At 38.9% G+C, this 21023-nt stretch carries 17 protein-coding genes; 10 read left to right on the top strand and 7 right to left on the bottom strand.

The annotated features are described in order from the left end of the window. Window positions 1–76 precede the first annotated feature (76 nt). Window positions 77–868, top strand: coding sequence for a peptidoglycan editing factor PgeF (pgeF, locus tag ACFIKE_RS02525; protein ID WP_375625784.1), 792 nt, complete (start codon window positions 77–79; stop codon window positions 866–868). A gap of 483 nt (window positions 869–1351) precedes the next feature. Further along, complete coding sequence (locus tag ACFIKE_RS02520; RefSeq protein ID WP_375648326.1) at window positions 1352–2284, top strand: ribose-phosphate pyrophosphokinase; 933 nt, start codon at window positions 1352–1354, stop codon at window positions 2282–2284. Here the strand turns inward: ACFIKE_RS02520 and ACFIKE_RS02515 are convergent. Beyond that, window positions 2281–3780: a helicase HerA domain-containing protein gene (locus ACFIKE_RS02515; protein WP_375648325.1), complete on the bottom strand. Its 1500-nt coding sequence runs from the start codon at window positions 3778–3780 to the stop codon at window positions 2281–2283. The genes ACFIKE_RS02520 and ACFIKE_RS02515 overlap by 4 nt on opposite strands. Before the next feature lie 292 nt (window positions 3781–4072). On the opposite strand from ACFIKE_RS02515, the gene ACFIKE_RS02510 reads away from it, so the two are divergent. Next, a complete protein-coding gene (locus ACFIKE_RS02510) occupies window positions 4073–4702 on the top strand; it encodes a 50S ribosomal protein L25/general stress protein Ctc (RefSeq protein ID WP_375625077.1) in 630 nt (209 codons plus the stop codon). 75 nt (window positions 4703–4777) lie between these two features. After that, window positions 4778–5359, top strand: a complete 582-nt coding sequence (gene pth, locus ACFIKE_RS02505; RefSeq protein ID WP_375648324.1) for an aminoacyl-tRNA hydrolase — start codon at window positions 4778–4780, stop codon at window positions 5357–5359. 242 nt (window positions 5360–5601) lie between these two features. Here the strand turns inward: pth and ACFIKE_RS02500 are convergent, their stop codons facing one another. Next, window positions 5602–6345 (bottom strand): L,D-transpeptidase, encoded by a 744-nt coding sequence (locus ACFIKE_RS02500; RefSeq protein WP_375648323.1) that lies wholly within the window; start codon window positions 6343–6345, stop codon window positions 5602–5604. Window positions 6346–6609: 264 nt separating this feature from the next. Between ACFIKE_RS02500 and ychF the strand changes: the two genes are divergently transcribed. Further along, on the top strand, window positions 6610–7713 hold the full coding sequence (gene ychF, locus ACFIKE_RS02495; RefSeq protein ID WP_375648322.1) for a redox-regulated ATPase YchF: 1104 nt from the start codon (window positions 6610–6612) through the stop codon (window positions 7711–7713). 157 nt (window positions 7714–7870) lie between these two features. On the opposite strand, the gene ACFIKE_RS02490 is transcribed toward ychF, so the two are convergent. The 4 genes from ACFIKE_RS02490 to petA form a co-directional block, all read right to left on the bottom strand. Then, entirely contained in the window at window positions 7871–8311 is a 441-nt protein-coding gene (locus tag ACFIKE_RS02490) for a PRC-barrel domain-containing protein (protein WP_375625080.1), read from the bottom strand. A 113-nt stretch (window positions 8312–8424) separates the two neighbouring features. After that, entirely contained in the window at window positions 8425–9318 is an 894-nt protein-coding gene (locus ACFIKE_RS02485) for a cytochrome c1 (protein WP_375648321.1), read from the bottom strand. After that, window positions 9312–10568, bottom strand: coding sequence for a cytochrome bc complex cytochrome b subunit (locus ACFIKE_RS02480; protein WP_375648320.1), 1257 nt, complete (start codon window positions 10566–10568; stop codon window positions 9312–9314). The genes ACFIKE_RS02485 and ACFIKE_RS02480 overlap by 7 nt, the downstream gene beginning before the upstream one ends. 4 nt (window positions 10569–10572) lie before the next feature. After that, window positions 10573–11121, bottom strand: coding sequence for a ubiquinol-cytochrome c reductase iron-sulfur subunit (gene petA / locus ACFIKE_RS02475; protein WP_375625083.1), 549 nt, complete (start codon window positions 11119–11121; stop codon window positions 10573–10575). Window positions 11122–11848: 727 nt separating this feature from the next. Here petA and ACFIKE_RS02470 point away from each other — a divergent pair. After that, entirely contained in the window at window positions 11849–12325 is a 477-nt protein-coding gene (locus tag ACFIKE_RS02470) for a tRNA (cytidine(34)-2'-O)-methyltransferase (protein ID WP_012754878.1), read from the top strand. Between the two features lie 537 nt (window positions 12326–12862). Here ACFIKE_RS02470 and ACFIKE_RS02465 read toward each other — a convergent pair. Next, entirely contained in the window at window positions 12863–14116 is a 1254-nt protein-coding gene (locus tag ACFIKE_RS02465; protein ID WP_375625084.1) for a CCA tRNA nucleotidyltransferase, read from the bottom strand. A gap of 247 nt (window positions 14117–14363) precedes the next feature. Here ACFIKE_RS02465 and ACFIKE_RS02460 point away from each other — a divergent pair, with 247 nt between their 5' ends. The 4 genes from ACFIKE_RS02460 to ACFIKE_RS02445 form a co-directional block, all read left to right on the top strand. Continuing rightward, a complete protein-coding gene (locus ACFIKE_RS02460) occupies window positions 14364–15395 on the top strand; it encodes an AAA family ATPase (RefSeq protein WP_375625085.1) in 1032 nt (343 codons plus the stop codon). After that, window positions 15396–16307: a DUF58 domain-containing protein gene (locus ACFIKE_RS02455; protein WP_375625086.1), complete on the top strand. Its 912-nt coding sequence runs from the start codon at window positions 15396–15398 to the stop codon at window positions 16305–16307. It abuts the gene before it with no gap. After that, window positions 16304–19102 carry a DUF4159 domain-containing protein gene (locus ACFIKE_RS02450; protein ID WP_375648319.1) on the top strand — a complete coding sequence of 933 codons (2799 nt, stop codon included), beginning with the start codon at window positions 16304–16306 and terminating at the stop codon, window positions 19100–19102. Before ACFIKE_RS02455 ends, ACFIKE_RS02450 begins: the two co-directional genes overlap by 4 nt. Next, a partial coding sequence (locus ACFIKE_RS02445) for a glutamine amidotransferase (RefSeq protein WP_375648318.1) occupies window positions 19099–21023 on the top strand: 1925 nt, incomplete at its 3' end. The genes ACFIKE_RS02450 and ACFIKE_RS02445, both read left to right, overlap by 4 nt.

Raw genomic sequence — 21023 nt, 5'->3', positions numbered from 1 at the left:
ATCAGTATCTGAAATATTCATTGACTAAAATAAACATCTCCACCCTCGCTTCCAATAATCTCCATAAGGAACTTTTATGAAATCTATCCCTCATCCCATTCTTGCAAAAAATCTTTCTACTTTACAAACCCATGGGATAGAACATGGTTTTTTTACTCGTCAAGGTGGTGTTTCAAAAAGCCTTTACCAAAGCCTTAATGTTGGCCAAAGCTCAAATGATCACCCTGAACATATTATACAAAACCGCACTTTGGTCGCTCATTATTTTGATGTTGAGATACAAAATTTAGTCACTGTCAATCAAATACACTCTTGTGAAGTCGTTGTCGTTGATAAAGCTTTTATCGGCTCCCCTCCTAAAGCCGATGCTCTCGTTACCACCACACAAGAACTCGTAATCGGCATTCTTACAGCAGATTGCGGACCCATTCTGTTTGCTGATCCACAAGCAGGTGTCATCGCTGCAACTCATGCTGGCTGGCGCGGAAGCTTAAATGGAATTATCGAGAAAACAATTGCTGTTATGGAAAAACAAGGAGCCAAAAGACAATCAATAACAGCAGTCCTTGGACCTTGTATTGGTCCTTGCCACTATGAAGTAACAAGCGAATTTTACGACCAATTTATTGATTGCCACAGTAAATACCAAAAATATTTTATAAAAAAAGACAAAATAAATCACTTTTACTTTAATCTGTGGGCATTCATTATGCATCAACTCATAGAAGCAGGCGTTAATGCTTCTTGTGTAGAGCTTTGCACCTACAAAGATGAACAGCGTTTTTTCTCCTATCGCCGTGCAATACACCGTAGTGAACCTGATTACGGACGGCAAATTTCTACTATTATGCTAAAAAATAAAAGATGATCCCCTTTTATTTTTTAAAACAATACCAAAACTGCAAAACTAAACTTTTTACCCAAATGTAAAAATAAATCCTATTCTACTTTGCTTTGCTTTTTTACAAAATCATTTACCAGCCCATAAAATATGATAGCATTTGCTCTGAATCATTTTCAATGTTTAGTTATAATGATTGAAAGCAAGATTATACTTCTTTGTTATTTACTCCCCTTCATTCATCTTAAATATGAAACATTCCCCATATTGAAAGCATTTTTTTATAAAGTAATAACCAAAAAGCTTAATCAATACGTATTTCTTTGTCGCATGGAGAAAAAACTTTGCTCTAAAAGCAACAAACTTTTGGAAAAAGAGAAAACATACCGCATAGCTCTTTAACAATAATCGATAAAATTGTAAGGCTTTTGTAATCGTTCTCTTGCAATTTAATAAAAAGAAATTAAAAACCGTGTCGCATTCCCACCATGATGATTTAGAGGTTCTACTATGAAACTTTTCTGCGGAAATTCTAATCCACGCCTAGCTGAAGATGTTGCAAATTATTTGAACATCCCCTTAGGCAAAGCAACTGTAAAGCGCTTTGCTGATCAAGAAATTTTTGTAGAACTGCATGAAAATGTACGTGGACAGGACGTGTTTGTTTTGCAATCTACATCCTATCCTGCCAATGATCATTTGATGGAATTGCTCATCATGATTGATGCGCTTCGCCGTTCTTCGGCACGTCGCATCACAGCTGTTATTCCTTATTTTGGCTATGCACGCCAAGACCGTAAACCTGGTCCGCGTACTCCCATTTCCGCAAAACTTGTTGCCAACCTGATTACTGAAGCAGGGGCCCATCGTGTTTTAACATTAGACCTTCATGCAGGACAAATTCAAGGTTTTTTTGATATCCCTACGGATAATCTTTATGCTGTTCCTGTCATTTCTCGCGATGTCAAAGTGCATTATTCTCTTGAAAATGTTATTGTTGTTTCACCTGATGTGGGTGGTGTTGTACGCGCACGCTCGCTCGCCAAGCGTTTGAACAGTTTGCTTGCTATTGTGGATAAACGTCGTGAACGTCCCGGTGAATCAGAGGTTATGAATATCATTGGAGATGTATCGGGAAAAGATTGCCTTTTGCTTGATGATATTGTTGATTCAGGTGGAACTTTATGCAATGCAGCAAGTGCTCTGCTTAAACATGGTGCCAATAGTGTCACGGCTTATATCACGCACGGTGTTCTTTCTGGTAATGCAATCGAACGAATTACCAATTCAGAGATGAAAGAATTGGTTATTACAGATTCAATTATGCCAACACAAGCTATTGAGAACGCCCATAATATTCGTGTTTTGCCCATTGCCGACCTTATTGGGGAAGCAATAGCAAGGACAGCAGCAGAACAATCGGTTTCCAGCTTATTTGGTTAAAGTGGTTCCTTGGGGTCTCCGGGTGCTGTTTCAACACCAAGATCAGGAAATGCAACAATACGTTGACCACTAAAATGCGTGTGAATAACAATAAGTCCACGCTCTTCAAAGTAGGTTAAAAGTCGGCGTGCACGGCTTAAAGAATGAGTTCCATAAAGACGTGCTAAAAATGCATCCGATGGACATGGCTTTCCCCCTAATGCGGCCTGTGCTACATTCAAGAACACTCCTTGGACATCTTCTTCTAAACTTTCTGATATCTGCAAAATATGTTTCCAATGTTCACTGACAGCCGTTTGTTCATCAACAAAAGCCTGAGCAATAGCCAATTTACGCCGAAACTGTGAAAGATTAAAAGGAACCTTTGACATACCATGGATACGACAACGAACTGAAAAATCTTGATAAAGCACCGCTGTTGAACGATAAAAAGCCTCAGAATCTTCAAGAATTTCCCGAATAATATGTTCTGCTTGGCCGTCACGCTCAACATCAGAAAGTTCAGGAAATAAACTCGGGGTTTCTTCCAACAACTCTTGTTTTTTATGCACTACCTCCTCTAACATCTCGTGCATTGATTTTTCCCTCATCGGCTCTCGTGTTTGTTTAAATGGCTTTAAAATTTCCTCTGGTGAAGCAGTGAAAACGAGCTCTTGCACATCATCCCGCTCTGTTGGAAGTGGCATTAATTTAGGGCTAGAAGAGCGTGCCAAAGTTTCAACAGAACCGATAATGATTGGTAAGGGACGTCGTGATAAAGCGGGACCTAAAGCTATAAAATTCCCCCGCTCAAGATCTCTAAACATTTCCGCTTGGCGGCGCTCCATTCCCAAAAGATCAGCAGCGCGCACCATATCAATATCTAAAAAAGTCCGCCCTATTAAAAAGTTTGAAGCTTCAGCAGCAACATTTTTGGCCAACTTAGCCAAACGTTGTGTCGCAATAACACCAGCAAGACCACGTTTACGCCCTCGACACATAAGATTGGTCATAGCACTAAGAGAAATCTTACGTGCTTCATCAGAAACTTCTCCTGCCGCAGTTGGAGCAAACAATTGTGCTTCATCGACAACGACAAGCATAGGATACCAATAATCACGTTCCACATCAAACAGTGCCCCAAGAAAAGCCCCTACAGCACGCATCTGTTGTTCAGTATCCAAACCTTCAAGATTAAATACCACTGAAACCCGATGTTGGCGAATGCGATGAGCAATACGAGTCAATTCTAATTCACTACGTTGAGCCTCTACAATAACATGACCGAATTTATCTGCCAAAGTTACAAAATCGCCTTCTGGATCAATTACACAATGCTGCACCCACTTAGCACTTTGCTCCAAAAGACGGCGTAAAAGATGTGATTTCCCTGAACCGGAATTACCTTGTACAAGAAGACGTGTCGCCAATAATTCTTCCAGATCAAGAAGTGCTGGCATCGATTTATGCAAAGCACGACTCTCTGACATCTCACCCAAGGCAATCTCAACCTTCATAACATCTCCAGTGTTTGATTTTGAACATATCAGTGCCAGCGCATATTGGTTGATTCTCCATCCACACCGTAATTTGTAACATTTCCTCCTTTTTAACGGTAGAAATCATCGATTTTTCCCACAACTCTTGCATCTATGAATAGTTTGAATTATAGAACAAGCTTCTGCGTAGACACCCTTGGAGGCAACGCAGAATGGAGCGATCGCTGTTGGTTAGCGCATATCTTCATATCCATGCAAAAACTATTATTGTTTTTGAAGGATCTCCAATCATGTAAAAAGGACTTAAATTATGAGCAAAAGCTACACTCTTAAGGCCGAAAAACGCGAGCGGGTTGGTAAGGGGTCCTCCCGTGAACTTCGCCGCAACGGTCTTATTCCTGCTGTCATTTATGGTGAAAAACAACCCCCTTTGGCAATAACAGTTCCCTATAAAGAAATTTTCTACAAAATTCATGCCGGTGGTTTTCGTACCACCATTGCAACGATTATTCTTGACAAGCAAAAAATTATGGTTTTGCCAAAAGATTATCAATTAGATCCCGTGCGTGACTTTCCCCTCCATGTAGATTTCTTACGCATTTCAGCAAAATCCGTTGTAGAAGTGAATATTCCTGTCCACTTCCTCAATGAAGATACAGCACCTGGACTTAAAAAGGGTGGTGTCCTCAATATTGTTCGGCACGAAATTGAATGTACTGCTCCAGCAAGTGCTATTCCTGAAGCTATTGAAATTGATCTCGCCAGCTACTCTATTGGTGATTCTATTCACATTTCAGCAGTGCAACTGCCAAAAGATGTGACTCCCATCATCCAAGATCGAGATTTTACCATTGCAACCATTTCAGCTCCTGCTGGCATGGATGTCAGTGATGAAACTTCTGAACAAGAAGACGATGAAGAAGACACGCAAACTTCATAAAATTCAAAAGGCGGGAATTCTTTCCGCCTTAATTTATGAGACATTATCTTACTCATACTTTGACTGAAGATGCACATGTGGCTTATTGCTGGTCTTGGCAATCCTGGTTTACAATATCAAAATAACCGCCATAATATCGGTTTTATGGCTGTTGATGCCATTTATCAGTCCTTCTCTTTTTCTCCATGGTCGAAGAAGTTTCAAGCAGAAATCTCCAATGGTTTCATAAATAATGAGAAAATTTTTCTTATAAAACCGCAAACTTTTATGAATCTTTCTGGTCAAGCTATCGGTGAAGCTTTGCGATTTTATAAATTAGATTTGAAGAATTTGATCATCATTTATGATGAGTTAGACCTGTCACCGGGAAAAGTTCGTATAAAAATTGGTGGAGGAAATAATGGGCATAATGGTATTAAGTCTATTGATGCCCATTGTGGTACTGACTATTGTCGTATACGCATAGGAATTGGTCATCCTGGAAGCAAAGAACTTGTTCATCAGCATGTTCTGGGAAATTTTACCAAATCTGATCAAGAATGGTTATCCCCTCTCTTAGAGACAATTGCAAAAAATATCGCTCTCCTTATAAAAGATGATAAATCCCTCTTTATGAATGAAATTTCACAAACGATAAAAAACAATCAAAGCCATTGACTTGCGTATCACAGTCGCGTGAAGCATATGGATAAGAACTCTTGAAAAAAGAAAAAAATGCCTCTTATACACTTTCTAAAAGGCAAAATCTGTTGGCAACCTGAGAAGCTAGAAAAAAAATAAGAATACAATCTTGTATACACTTTTGAAAAAGAAAGGTTTATATTCTCTTTTGAGAGAAAGAGAAGATTGAACAGCAAACCAAAATACTCAAACGGTTCTCTCCAATCTTCTCCCCCAAATTAAAAAAATTCATTTGGCTGAATGGTCGACTGTAGCGGATCATAGCCATTTGATTGTTGACTATAAACTGTAGGAATACTCCTATTGTTTTGTAAGACCACAACACGCGAACCAACGGGAACACGATCATAAAGATCAATAATATCTTGATTAAGCAAACGAATACACCCACTTGAAATAGCACGCCCAATTGACCACGATTCGTGTGAGCCATGAATACGGAAAAGTGTATCTTTCCCATTTTTGAACAAATAAAGTGCCCGCGCACCTAATGGATTATCGGGTCCTGGTGGCATTCCTTTCCCAAGATGACCATAACGTTCTGGTTCTCGAGCCATCATAGCTGCAGTAGGAGCCCAATTTGGCCACCGACGCTTGCGCTGTACAACCCCTTCACCATCAAATGCTAAACCTTCCTTACCGACCCCAATCCCATAACGCAAAGCCTTTCCATTTTCACCAATAAGGTAAAGAAAACACTCTTGCGTATCGATAACCAATGTTCCAGGTGGATAAGATGTATAATAAATCACTTCTTGTCGCCAAAACTTTGGATCAATTGTCGCAAGATCAACAGCAGGTAACAAATAGGTCTCATTCGTTACAGGACCGTACAAAGCCTGTATTTCTGGTGGAATGTATCGAACTTGTTGAAAAGGAACCGATGACATATCTGACTGATGTGTAGCACATCCAGCTAAAGCCAAAAGTGCTGCAATTAAAAAGGCACAACGAGATAACACTCTTCTATTTTCTCCGATTAATTATTTATGCAGATTTGCATATCATGAAAAACTTAGCACATTATTAACATTAATTCGAAGTTTTCTTACCCTTGAGACTAAGGAGAGCATTAAGATAAGAAGAACTAAGGTAAAAAAGCAGATTATCTGTTACTTTAGACTTTTTTCTCACTTATCGCAACACAAAGACTATAACTCTTCTGAAAATATGCTATAAAAAAGAAGCTATCTTGACTATAAAATCAAAAGAAAAGAAAGACTCTCATGGGCTTTAAATGCGGTATTGTCGGATTACCTAATGTTGGGAAATCAACTCTTTTTAATGCATTAACAAAAACAGCCACTGCACAGGCTGCCAATTATCCTTTTTGTACCATTGAACCCAATACCGGTGAAGTTGCTGTTCCAGATTTACGAATGGAAAAAATTGCATCAATCGCTGGTTCAAAAGAAATAATTCCTACACGCATTAACTTCGTCGATATTGCGGGGCTTGTACGAGGAGCTTCAAAAGGCGAAGGTTTAGGAAACAAATTTTTAGCCAATATTCGCGAAGTCGATGCCATTGTCCACGTTTTACGATGTTTTCAAAATGAAGATATTACCCATGTAGAAGGGCGTATTGATCCTGTTTCTGATGCCACAACCGTTGAAACCGAACTCATGCTTGCCGATCTTGAGAGCCTTGAGCGAAGAATCGTACAAATCCGTAAACGTGCAACAGGAAAAGATAAAGAAGCTCTCACAATTTTACCCCTTATGGAAAAAGCATTAAACATACTGCAACAGGGAAACCCTGTCCGGTTATTACTCAAAGATATCTCTTCCGATGAACACCCCATTCTTAAGAGTTTGAATCTTTTAACCTCCAAGCCTGTACTTTATGTTTGTAACGTAAGCGAAAATGACGCCGCTCATGGAAATAGCTTTACCCAAACAGTTGAAAAAATGGCAACAGAGCAAAATGCGCAAAGCATTATCATTTCTGCTTCTATCGAAGCGGAAATCACACAACTGAGTGATGCTGAAGCATCAGAATATCTCAATGCTCTAGGACTCTTCGAACCAAGTTTAAATCGCCTTATTCGTGCTGGCTACTCTTTGCTTGATCTCATTACTTACTTCACCTGTGGGCCTAAGGAAACACGAGCATGGACAATTACGCGTGGTACAAAAGCTCCCCAAGCAGCTGGCGTTATTCACTCAGATTTTGAGCGCGGTTTCATTCGTGCCCAAACCATCAGTTACAATGACTATATTGCTCTGGGTGGAGAAAGTGGTGCAAAAGAAGCAGGAAAAGCCCGCGATGAAGGAAAAGAATACATTGTACAAGATGGCGATGTCATGTTATTTAAACATAATACTTAAATCTTCACTCTGTCTTAATAGTTTATCTTGAAAACTTTGTAATAGGTCCTTGGAATCTTGTAGCAAAAGCTGCCAAGAATTTTTTGAACAAAAAAATGTTGCTAGCATATTATTATGATAGCAACAGTTTTATCCATTAAAGAATGGACATATAAAATTAGCGCGCCCAACGCCCTTCGTATTTAAATGTTGGAGCGTCCTTTAAAGAATCCTTTGTCGCATTTGTAATGAGTTTCCATTTACCATAATCATTTGTCATCTGGATTGTTTCTGGAGAAACGACTACATAACTCTCGCCTATGCCAAGAAAACCACCAACAGCAACAACAAACCCTGCAATATTATTTTCACGCAAAATAATATCTTTTACTTCACCAATATTTTCATCTTCTATATTATAGACATTGGCGCCTATAAGGCTGGAAGCAACAAAATCCGTTGCTAAAGGTGTCACATAACGCACAGACTTATCTACCCCCACCTGTACAATACCCGTAGAAGAGATCATTTCAGGTTTTGAAGGCACTTCAAAAGACTGGGCGTAAGTACTAGAAACCATCAAAATTGACATAAGAGTAGTACATGCAATTTTTTTCATTTTAACATCTCCGTTTTTACTTTGCTTTTACTTTATAAAATCTCAATGCATCATAAACAGATTTGTTCCTTATGCTCTTTATACTCTATACTCTTTCAAGCCTTGTCGCTTTATCATTTTCTCTTTATTTCGTCTTTTGTTTCTTTCTCTAACTCTTCTTCTAAACCACACCAAATACGATTTTTTAAAATATAAACAAGCCCTGCAAAAATGATTAAAAATAAAATAACACGAAAACCGGTTTTTTTACGAATTTCCATATGAGGATCAGCAGCCCACATCAAAAAAGCAGAAACATCGCGCGCGTAATTTTCAATGATTTCTGGGGTTCCATCTTCATAAGCAACCATACCATCACTCAAAGGAGGAGCCATAGTTAAAGAATTACCGCCAATAAAATAAGGATTATACCAATAACCATCCGCAACTTTTATCTCCTTCGGTGCCTTCTGATATCCTGTTAAAAGAGCTGTAATATAATCTGGACCAGCTGTATCATAATGATCCAATACATCAGTAATTAAAGCAGGAAACGGCAAAGATACACCACGTGCACGTGCCATCAATGACAAATCTGGAGGATAAGCACCATTCAAAATAAATCTTGCTTCTTCTTCATGTGCAAAGGGAGAAGGAAAATAATCCGTTGCAATCCCAACACGTTTAAAAAATTTTCCTTCTCGATTAGGACCATCGCGCACTTCATATTGCCCCGCCAAAGCTTTAATCTGTTCTTGATCATACCCAAGAGCTTTTAAATTGCGAAAAGCCACATATTTTAGCCCATGGCAGCTGGAACAAACTTGTTTATAAACCTTTAACCCACGCCTCAATTGCGCCTTATCATAAAGCCCAAATGGACCTGAAAAACTCCATTCTTGTTTTTTAGGAATCCTTAAAGGAAAAGAAATAAATTCCTCCTCCTGATCAGAGGCATCTCTCGCTAAACTCTGAGCAGAAAAGCTCATAGCAACGATAACAATCAGTCCGACAAAAACATTTACCATAGTCTCTTTTTTTTCTGTTTTAAATCTTGCATAATTGAAGAAGGAAGAGAACAATTTTTTTCAAAGGCTGGCAAAGTAGGCAAAATAACCAAAAAGAATATAAAATAATAAACCGTAGCCAATTGCGTCCATAAAAGGATTTTGTCATTTATTTCTCTTGACCCTAACCAACCAAGGAAAACGACATCAATAACCAACGCCCAAAAGAAAATTTTATAAACAGGTCGATATCTTGCTGAACATATTTTAGAGCGGTCTAACCATGGCACAAAAATTAAAATGCAAATCGAACTGACGAATAAAACAAAGCCCACAAAAGTGGAAGGGAAAATACCAATATCAAAAGTTATAGCACGAAGTATCGCATAAAAAGGCAAAAAATACCATTCTGGAACCACATGAAGAGGTGCTTTTAAAGGATCTGCCACATTATAATTTTCAGCCTGCCCCATATAATCGGGCATATAAAACAAAAACCAGGCAAAGAAGATCAGAAAAACAGTAATAGCAAAAATATCTTTGATAAGCGCATAAGGTGAAAATGGAACCGTTTCCTTATCTGATTGTATAGCAAGACCCGTTGGATTGCCTTGCCCAACACAATGGATTGCCCAAATATGCAGCCCCACAAAAAGAAGCAAAACAAATGATAAAACATAATGGAAAACATAAAAACGATTCAACGTTGGTTGTCCTACGCCATAACCACCCAGAAGTGTCTCATGCAACCATGTCCCCACCAAAGGTATCGTTTTTAAAAGCCCTGCAATCACTGAAGCCGCTGAAATAGACATCATCCCCCAAACAAGCACATAACCAAAAAATGCTATTGCCATCATGATGATATAAATAAAAATACCTGTAACCCACACCATTTCTCGCATATTTTTATAAGAACCATAATAAAGTCCACGTGCCAAATGGATATAAACAGCAATAAAAAAAAACGAAGATCCTACAGAATGCCATGGACGAAAAAGCCAACCAAACTGCCCTTCACGCCGAAATCGTTCACTAGTTTCAAAAGCCAAATGAATATCTGGAACATAATGCATAGCCAAGACAATACCAGTCAAGAGCTGTGATAAAAGCATAATGGTCAAAATACCGCCAAATGTGTAAAAGTAATTAAGATTACGCGGAACAGGAAAAATTATAAATGTATTATAAAAAAAACGAGGAAGAGGAAAACGCTTATCAAACCAACGAGCAAGAGCATTTTTAGGACAATAAGGAGGAAAGCTTGTCATAACCTTATCCTATTTTGAGCAAAGTATCAGAAAGAAATTGGTAAGGTGGAATAGCCAAATTATAGTTAGCTGGACCTGACCGCACTCTTCCAGCAGTATCATAAACAGACCCATGACAAGGACACAACCATCCTCCAAATTTACCCGATTGCCCAAGTGTTACACAGCCTAGATGCGTACAAAGATTAATAACAATAAGCCAATTTTCACGTCCTTTACCTGCTGAACGCGCAAAATCTGTTGCTTCTTTTTCACCTTCAAGATTAGGATTTCGCGCTTGACGGTCTTTTAGAAGACTTAATTTAGTAGCGCGCGCATCAGCAATTTCTTTTGTCGTACGATTTCGAATAACAACAGGCTGTCCTCGCCACTTTACCGTCACCGACATCCCCTCTTCAATACCAGAAAGATCAACCTCAACAGAGGAAGATGCCAAAATAGCTTCATCTGGACGCAACTGACGGATAAAAGGCCACGCAACCGCTCCCATTCCAACTGCTCCTGCAACAGCTGTTACCAAAAACAGAAAATCCCGCCTCGTTTGCTCAACCATGGCCTTAACTTAAAGAGACTATTTGCTAAAACATTCTTCTACCATACCCTCTCCCATTGTACAATGCTTGATCACTGAGTTGCCTCAACCATAACAACATGCCTGTAAAAAACTTCTGCCATTTGTATGGTCTATACAAAAAACTGCTTTATAATGATAATTCATCGTTTTACAGAGTGAATGAAATACTGAAACACCGTAAACTTCTTTCATTTCAAACCTATTCATATTAATCAATCAAAATTACTCCCCCGCCTGTGAAAAATGGAGATAGCGTGTAAATAAACACTCCTAAAGAAAGAAACATAGTCTTGTTATGACCAGGTCTCAGTAAATAAGTTGAGCTTATCGATTATTTCTTTAACACATTTACAGCACCTCTCCCTCCCTCAATTCCAACTGGTTGAATGAGTATTTTTTCCGCTTCTGCTTTTGCATAAAAAGCATATTTTGTTGATTTTCATTAAAATGGATGATCTAACCTTATTAAATATCCCACTTTTCAACATAATGAGCCAATCCATTTCATGTATCGCTCAATATAAAGGAAGTCCCTAATAGGGAGATTCTCTCTTATCCCAAACAAACCTGTGTACATAACTTTTTCCCTGAAATTTAACGTGAATAAAAATTAAACCTAAAAAACATGTATTTCTCAAAGCATATTTTTCGAATAAATTGTGGCGCTTCTTTACAAAGTCGAAAGAAAAATCATATTACAGAGAACATGACACTTCATATAGCTCTTTTCCAACCTGATATCGCTGGTAATACTGGAACGATTTTACGTCTCAGCGCTTGTTTTGGTTTACATGTGCACATTATTGAACCCGCAGGCTTTAATCTGTCGGATCGTAATCTCAAACGCGCAGGATTGGATTATCTCGAATATGCTTCCTTAGAACGACACATCGATTGGCAACATTTTATAAGCTCCATGAAACACTTTAACCGCCGTCTGTTGCTTTTAAGTACAAAAGCAAAAACATGCTATACGCAGATATGCTATCAAAAAAATGATGTTTTACTTTTTGGTCGTGAAACAGCTGGGGTTCCCGATTATGTTCATGAAGCTGCCGATTACACATTGAAAATTCCCATGCAACCACAGGCACGCTCTCTAAATCTCGCCATGTGCGTAGCCATAACAACGGGAGAAGCATTACGACAAATTGGTTATCATGAAAGAAACTGTAATCTATAAAAACACAACAATTCCATTAAAATCTTTAGTAGAATATAATGAGTAATTAAAAGCGCATAAAGTTCAATAATACTTTTGGAATAACTTACAGAATGCCTATAAAAACCCATAAATTATCACGAAAACAATATACAACATATAAAGAACAGTTAGAGCGTATAACGCTTATCATTTTCCAACAATCAAGTGCTGATAAAATAAATATTTCTTAGTGCTCATCACATCCATTTCATATCACCACCTATGAATGATTAAATACTCCTCATAGTAAAAATCCATTGGACATCCCCCTCTTTATGCTCATACAAAGTGCAAACCGCTATCATTATTCTTTTTATCCGTTTTCACTTTCAAAATCCTTATCTTTGAAATGGTTCATACGAGACTTTTTTTCTCTCTGTAATCATTTTTCCTCACACGGATTTCCCCACTTGTAATGTGTAAGGCTATAATTTTGATTGATGTAATAAGAACAGGTTTGAAATAACCTTACAATATTCAGAGCTCTTGTTTCACATGACGAATAATGAATTATTATTATAAATCAATTTTTTCTAATAATACATGACGATCCATTAAAAATCCGCTTTCAACCCATATCATTTCTAACTCTTTAAGCTTTTTTCCTAAAAGCACACCTTTAGCAAAACCTTTCTTTATTAAATCGTTACCATTAATGGGAAAAGTTGGAATCTGCCATTTTTTGGCAAGTTGATGAAGCTTGACATAATCCTCTGCTTTTTGCAAAGCATCACTTTTTTCCAGATTATCGAGATGTGATGCAGCGACAGACAACGATAATTGATCTAAAACTGGCTGTCGTCCATGAAAATAAATCAGTTTTTGCACAAAATGATCAGAACTGTTTTGGTTTATTATTTCTAACTCTGCCCATTCTTTTAATCGCGTTCTTTCTTTATGGGAAAAATGCAAGCGCTGTGCCATTTCATGAAGACGTATGGGGTCAGGAGGAAGAAGGCTTTCTAGCCGTAACAATGGATCAACTTTCCAACCAAGAGCGTGTTCTGTCTTCACCAATGCGTGAATTGCATCAATACCCCATCGTTCTGTTTCAGGAAAAATGAGTGCCAAAATTCTGCTTTGTCGCATCCATAACAGAGCACGCGTTGGATCAAACGCCGTAAGAAGCTTTTTCATTTCTGCCCAAATACGTTCAGAAGAAAGTTTTTTTAAACCGTCTTTTAAACGAACACATGCCTTCAATCCTTGTACATCAGGTCGCCCTGCTCCATACCATGCAAAAAAGCGAAAAAAACGTAAAATACGCAAATAATCTTCGCAAATACGATCTTCTGCAATCCCAATAAAACGAACTGTTCGGCTAGCAATATCACTCAAACCTCCCACATCATCATAAAGATTGCCAGCAGCATCACAATAAAGCGCATTTATCGTAAAATCCCGCCGTTCAGCATCTTTTTTCCAATCACGACCAAATGCCACTTTTGCATGACGACCATCTGTTTCAATATCGCAGCGAAGCGTTGTAACCTCATAGGAACATGAATGAGCAACTACTGTTATTGTACCAAAAGTAATCCCTGTAGGAATAGCTTTAAATCCTGCTTCTTCTACACGTGCAATAACCTGTTGCGGCAAACAGGTTGTTGCAATATCAATATCACTAATAGGCTGCCCTAGCAGTTGATTGCGCACTGCTCCCCCTACAATACGCGCCTCTTCTCCCTCCAAAGACAAAACACGAAGAAGTGTTTGGATATCCCTTTGTTGTAACCACGCAACCTGTTTGAAGTCATGTCTTATGTTCACCCTTTAACCTTTCAAAAAAGTTGTCTTCATTGCTTTAAAGAACTCTCTTCATACAACAAAATTTTTAAGACATCCCTTATAAAACACGTCTATTCCTTCCAAAAAAACTTTTCTCTTCTTGTATACGAATATGAAAAAATGGCATATGATACTTCATTTCTTCTCATTTTCTGTTACAAATAATAAGATATCCATTATCATGCAGAGAAAATTACCATTTTTGCGACAAACGCCTTAAGGAAGAAATATGAGTCAACATGATCCATCATCCAATTCTGTAAAAAAGGTCAATATCAATCATGATGCTCAAGTCATTATTGATGATATTGATACAGCACACAAAGAATTGGATATTTTACAACAAGAAATTGACAAAGTTATTTTTGGGCAAAGTCAGGTAATCGAATATGCTTTAATCGCTATTTTTGCTGGTGGTCACGCCCTTCTTGTCGGTGCTCCAGGACTTGCAAAAACACGTCTTGTTGAAACATTGGGAACAGTCTTAGGGCTTGACGAAAAACGCATCCAATTTACTCCTGACTTAATGCCATCGGATATTATTGGTTCTGAAATTATGGATTCCGATAAAGACGGTAAACGTTCTTTTCGATACATTCAAGGTCCTATTTTCACGCAACTTCTCATGGCCGATGAAATCAATCGTGCTTCTCCACGGACACAGTCAGCCCTTTTACAAGCTATGCAAGAATATCATGTTACTGTTGCAGGTAACCGTTATGATTTGCCACAACCTTTTCATGTTCTTGCAACGCAAAATCCTCTCGAACAAGAAGGAACCTATCCACTTCCTGAAGCGCAACTAGATCGCTTTTTGATGCAAATCGATATTGACTATCCTGACCTCACAACAGAGCGACGGATCATTTTAGAAACAACAAAAGAAAAGAAATCAAATGCAAAACCAATTTTATCTGCCAAAAAATTGCAAAAAATTCAAAATATCGTTCGCAAAATGCCTCTTTCAGAAAATGTGATCGAAGCTATTTTAAAAATTGTCCGCTCAACTCGCCCTCATAAAGACAATAGCCTTGCTAATACTTATGTTTCTTGGGGACCTGGTCCACGGGCATCACAAGCCCTTTCACTTTGTGTTCGCGCCCGTGCTCTTTATTATGGACGCTTAGCCCCCTCACTTGATGATGTTGAAGCATTGGCCTATCCCGTATTACAACACCGCATGGCTCTTAATTTTTCTGCCCGTGCTGAAGATATAACCGTAAAAGATATTATCAATAACCTTGTGAAAGATGCTCTTTGAATGGCTATTGGCAAAAAAGTTTTACAAAAGCCTCCATTGTCGCTGGCAAATGAACTGCATAAGGATATTGGCAAAATGCCATATTTCCTTTTACAAGCACGTCATATCGCTAATACACTGATAACCGGATGGCATGGACAACGTAAACGCGGTAATGGGGAAAACTTTTGGCAATTTCGTCCCTATATGGAAGGAGAATCCATTACCCGCATTGATTGGCGTCGCTCAGCGCGTGATGAAAATACGTATCTGCGCGAACACGAATGGCAAATGACACAAATCGTTTGGCTCTGTCCCGATCAGAGCGCATCAATGCATTACTGTTCGCGCTTTTCTAAAATCTCTAAAGGTAATCATGCCATTATTCTTACCCTTACCCTAGCATCACTTCTTGCTCGCAGTGGCGAACATATTGCTATTCCAAACTTAATGTCCCCCACAATGACATCAAATGTCGTAGAGCGAATAGCCTTTGCTTTAGAAAATCATTCAGATGAAAATTCATTTCCGGATTTTTCAACGATTACACGCTTTTCACATGTCGTTATAATGAGTGATTTTCTCGACTATCCTGAAAAAATCATCCAACATTTAACTGTTTTAACTACAAAACAGGTGACAGCTCATTTAATTGAAATTTCTGATCCCGCAGAAGAAAGCTTTCCCTACACAGGCCACACAGAGTTTTTTGATCCTGAAACGAAAGAGAAACATGTTTCCACAAAAGCAGAAGATCTTCGTAAGAACTATTGTAAACTATATCACGCAAGGCGACAAGAATTGGCAAATTTTTGCGCACGCCAAGGATGGTCTTATCATGTTAGTACAACGGATCAACCTTTAACAGAGACCATTTTTTATCTTGCAAATACAATGGGCGGCTCTCCATTGCAAAAAAGGGGGGCGCTTTGAGTTTTTCTGCTCCCTTTCTGTTACTAGGGCTTTTGTGCCTACCGGTCATTTGGTGGCTGTTGCGGATAACTCCTCCATCTCCGCGTAAAGAGCTTTTCCCTCCGTTACGCTTCTTACCCAAACCGACTCATCAGCAGGAAACAGCAAAACATACACCTTGGTGGTTGCTCTTGTTGCGTTTAACCATAGCGGCACTTGTTATCATAGCTTTAGCACGCCCCACGTGGAATCAAAAACCAATCAGCTTTTCGGGATCTCAACCCCTTGCACTCATTATTGATAATGGTTGGGCTTCTGTAAAAGAATGGAAAAAGCGCATCTCTATCGCTGAAATGCTCCTTACACAGGCAGAAAAACAGCAAAAAAATATTTACCTTGTTGCAACGGCTGAAAATGATATCTCCAATATAGAGCCCCAACCAGCTAAGATTATAAAACAGCATTTAATGCATTTGCAACCGCGTCCTTGGTCTGTCAACCGTGTGCATGTCTTAAAAAAACTCAGAAAAATAACCAAAGGAAAACCTCTTGATATTGCTTATTTAAGTGATGGATTACAAACAAATGAAGATGAGCAAACTTTTGCTTTGCTTGAAGAATTAAAACCTGAAAAATTCTTATGGTATTTGGCGGATATTTCCGATTTAATCGGTATAACATCCGTAGAAAATAATGATGGAAGTATGGTCGCGCGTATTATCCGCTCAACAACACACGGCAAAACTTCCGCTACACTCAACCTCTACGATTCAAACAATCAACTTCTCGGTCAATTTACGAAAAATTTTTCTGAAGGAGAAACAACAGCTCTTGTCCCTTTTGATGTACCACTTGAACTACGCAATGACATCGCTTGGATAAAAATGAATAATCAAAACCATGCTGCTGCAACTTTCTTGGTAGACAGCCATAATAGGATAAGCCGTGTTGCTCTTCTATCACCCGATACCAATGAAATGGCACAGCCTTTACTTTCTCCATTTTATTACATTATCAAAGCATTACAGGAATATACACAGCTTATAACCGCCGGTGGAAGAGAGCTTTCAACGGATATTGATTATTTGCTTAAACAAAATCCATCTGTTTTCATTATGAGCGACATGGTTAACATGCCTGAAAAAGCAGAAAAAAAACTTTCTGATTTTGTGAATAAAGGGGGAACACTCATCCGCTTTGCAGGAGAAAAACTCAGTAGTGCAGAACATTATGATAGTCTCCTTCCGATACCGCTGCGTCAGGGTCAACGTTTCCTTGGAAGTATTATGTCTTGGACGAAACCACAAAAGCTTGCTCCTTTTGCAAAAAATAGTTTTTTCTTTGATCTCCCTTTTCCAGAAGATGTCTCTGTCTCGCGCCAAATCCTCGCAGAACCAGCCCCAGATCTTTTTGAAAAAACGTGGCTTAGCCTTGCGGATGGAACCCCTCTTATTACCGCAGCAAAACGTGGTAAAGGAACCCTCATTCTCATTCATGTTGCTCCTGACCCAACATGGTCTAATCTTCCTCTTTCTGGCTTTTTTGCACAAATGTTGCAAAAACTAATCACATTAGGGTCTCACGAAAACACCAACCTAACACATAGAGAAAAAAGAACAATGGTACAAAACCCGTGGCGAACCATAGCCGCTGACGGACAATTACAAGTACCGCCCTCTCATGTTGTTCCACTGGTCTTTGACTCTCAAAATCCACCCCATCCTTCCTATAATACTCCCCCAGGACTTTATGGTGTCAAAAGCGATTTTTATGCACTCAATCTCTTAACTCATTCGTCGCACTTGATGAAACAATCATCATTGCCAACTTCTCTTAATAAAAGCCCTTTATCTTACGATACAAAAGAAAAAAATCTTATCGGTCCACTTTTAGGATTAGCCATCTTATTATTCGCCTTTGACAATTTTCTCATTTTATGGATGGGAGATATTTTTTCTTTCATGAAACGGCGTAATATATTTCTCCTCCCTTTTATAAGTCTTATTGCCTTGTTTTCATATGATCCAACACTTCATGCACAAACGAAAGAAAATCATCATGATAGTGTACAAGCTGCTGGTGCAACACATCTTGCCTATGTTATAACCAATAATCATGAAATTGATACAACGAGTAAAAGTGGTCTAGAAGCGTTAAGTCAATTTATCGCAGAACGTACAATGCTTACCCCAGGCTCTGTTACAGCACTTGATCTCGATAAAGATGAACTCTCTTTTTATCCTCTTATTTACTGGCCAATTGATGTTAAGAGTCCTATACCTACCCCCAAAAGTCTTGAAAAAATAAATAACTTTATGAAACATGGGGGAACAATTTTATTTGACACACGCGATCAGATAAAGAGTAATCTTAATCTTGAAGGAGATGCCACTCCAGAAACGCAACGATTACGAGATATCTTAAAAGAGTTAAATATTCCATCCATTGAGCCAGCATCAACGGATCATGTTGTTGCACGTTCTTTTTATATTATGCCAGATTTTCCTGGTCTCTACCGTGGTTCACCTTTATGGATTGAATCCTCATCAACAAACAAAAAAAATAAAAATTCTCTTGCTAGCGGTGATAATGTAAGTTCTCTTCTCATCACCGCCAATAACTTTGCCGGTGCTTGGGCACTCGATGAAAAAGGGACATGGAAATATCCCCTTGTTCCCAATGATCCAATGCAACGTCTATGGGCATTTCGTGCAGGTTTAAATATTGTCCTTTATGTTCTTACAGGAAACTATAAAGCGGACCAAGTTCATGTTCCAGCACTCTTGGAACGCTTTAAAAGAGAAAGAAGGCAATGATATCATTTTTCACTTTTCAGCCTTTTTTACCACTCATTTGGATTCTGTTCTTAAGTGGAATATCAATGCTTTTTGTCGTTGTTGGTCTTGTTACGCAACGTCAAGGTTCTTTATTTCGTCTGATGGCATTAAGCGCCCTCATCCTTGCTTTGCTCAATCCAATGATCATAAAAGAACAGCGCGAACCACTGAAAAGCACCGTAGGTATTGTCATTGACCGCAGCAAAAGCCAAACATTTGGAACACGTACAAACGACAGTGATGAAGCGCGCGCGCAATTAACGCAAGCATTAGCGCATTATCCACAATTTGAACCACGCTTTATTGAAGCTGGAAAACTTGCTGATAATCAGTATGCGCCCTCAACGAATTTGTTTGAGGCTTTAACACAAGCAGTATCTGATGTACCGCCCTCTCGTTATGCAGGAACCATTTTTATCACCGATGGACAAGTGCATGACATTCCTGACCTATCAGACCTTCATCATGAAGCCCCTCTCAATGCCCTGATTACAGGGCACTCAGATGAATTTGATCGCCAAATCAAGTTTATTTCTCCTCCACGCTTTGCCCTTGTTAACAAACCACAAACGCTCTCCATTTTGGTAGAAGATAAAGGGCCAGCCCAAAAAACAATACCGCAGAAAGCAAATATTACACTAAGCGTCAATGGACAAGACATTGGCCATTATTCTGTGACTCCTGGCGTGATTTTTCAAACTGAAATTACCCTTCCTCATGCTGAAAAAAATATTATCCAAGTGATAACCGATCCACACAAAGGTGAACTAAGCTTTGAAAACAACCGCGCCATAACAATCATTGAAGGAATCAGAGAAAATTTACGCGTTCTTCTTATTTCAGGTGCTCCTTATAATGGAGAACGGACATGGCGAGACCTTTTGAAAGGTGACTCCAATATTGATCTTGTTCACTTTACTATTTTACGTCCTCCCACCAAAGCAGATAATACGCCCTTAAGCCAATTATCCTTGGTGGTCTTTCCGACAAGAAAACTCTTTGTTGAAGAGATTAATAACTTTGATCTCATCATCCTTGATGGCTACCAGCACTCTGCTGCTCTACCCTTAATCTATTATGATTATATCGCCCAATATGTACAAAAGGGGGGTGCATTGCTGATGGTAACAGGACCTGAATTTACAAAAAACAACTCACTTGCGAAAACACCTTTAATAAGCATTCTACCGGCATTGCCCAATGGAACTATTATTGAAAAGCCTTTTCGCCCCACATTAACCAAAGAAGGTGAGCGCCATCCTGTCACAAGGGGACTTGCAACACTTAACCTTCCAGCTTCTCAATGGGGGCAATGGTTGCGACAAATTGCTATTCAAAACATAAATAACGGAATCGCCCTCATGAAAGGAGCCGATGAACAACCACTTTTACTTCTCGCGCATGTTGATAAAGGACGTGTAGGCATGTTGCTCTCCGATGAAAGTTGGCTTTGGGCACGAGGTTTCGAAGGCGGCGGTCCTTATGCAGCTCTTTATCGTCGTATTGCCCATTGGCTCATGAAAGAACCAGAGCTTGAGGAAGAAAAATTAAGTGCAACTAGCAGCCATCATCATTTAACAATTCGCCGCCAAACTCTAAAAGACCATCCAGAACCCGCTGAAATAACCTTTCCTTCTGGAAAAAAAGAAAATATCACTCTCACCAAAGAGCAAGAAGGTCTCTTCAGCGCAACCGGGACCACTGATGAAACAGGAATTTTTACCATTAAAAATGGCAATTTAACAATACTTTCTTCTGTAGGGATACTCGATAATCTTGAATTGTTTGACTTAATTTCAACACAAGAAAAACTAGCTCCCATTATTAAGCACACCGGTGGTTACATCGGACGGTTACACCCTGAGGGAAAAGAAAACATTCATCTTCCTCCATTCAAGCT

The organism is Bartonella sp. MU70NMGDW, from assembly GCF_042194085.1.
Classification (GTDB): Bacteria; Pseudomonadota; Alphaproteobacteria; order Rhizobiales; family Rhizobiaceae; genus Bartonella; species Bartonella grahamii.
Note: the sequence above shows the minus strand (reverse complement) of the source record. Positions and strands in the feature narration are given on the sequence as shown.

Coding starts and splice junctions, on each gene's coding strand:
- ychF (WP_375648322.1), top strand. CDS start 6,610: ATGGGCTTTAAATGCGGTATTGTCGGATTACCTAATGTTGGGAAATCA.
- ACFIKE_RS02520 (WP_375648326.1), top strand. CDS start 1,352: ATGAAACTTTTCTGCGGAAATTCTAATCCACGCCTAGCTGAAGATGTT.
- ACFIKE_RS02470 (WP_012754878.1), top strand. CDS start 11,849: ATGACACTTCATATAGCTCTTTTCCAACCTGATATCGCTGGTAATACT.
- ACFIKE_RS02510 (WP_375625077.1), top strand. CDS start 4,073: ATGAGCAAAAGCTACACTCTTAAGGCCGAAAAACGCGAGCGGGTTGGT.
- pth (WP_375648324.1), top strand. CDS start 4,778: ATGTGGCTTATTGCTGGTCTTGGCAATCCTGGTTTACAATATCAAAAT.
- ACFIKE_RS02515 (WP_375648325.1), bottom strand. CDS start 3,780: ATGAAGGTTGAGATTGCCTTGGGTGAGATGTCAGAGAGTCGTGCTTTG.
- ACFIKE_RS02480 (WP_375648320.1), bottom strand. CDS start 10,568: ATGACAAGCTTTCCTCCTTATTGTCCTAAAAATGCTCTTGCTCGTTGG.
- pgeF (WP_375625784.1), top strand. CDS start 77: ATGAAATCTATCCCTCATCCCATTCTTGCAAAAAATCTTTCTACTTTA.
- ACFIKE_RS02485 (WP_375648321.1), bottom strand. CDS start 9,318: ATGGTAAATGTTTTTGTCGGACTGATTGTTATCGTTGCTATGAGCTTT.
- ACFIKE_RS02460 (WP_375625085.1), top strand. CDS start 14,364: ATGAGTCAACATGATCCATCATCCAATTCTGTAAAAAAGGTCAATATC.
- ACFIKE_RS02455 (WP_375625086.1), top strand. CDS start 15,396: ATGGCTATTGGCAAAAAAGTTTTACAAAAGCCTCCATTGTCGCTGGCA.
- petA (WP_375625083.1), bottom strand. CDS start 11,121: ATGGTTGAGCAAACGAGGCGGGATTTTCTGTTTTTGGTAACAGCTGTT.
- ACFIKE_RS02490 (WP_375625080.1), bottom strand. CDS start 8,311: ATGAAAAAAATTGCATGTACTACTCTTATGTCAATTTTGATGGTTTCT.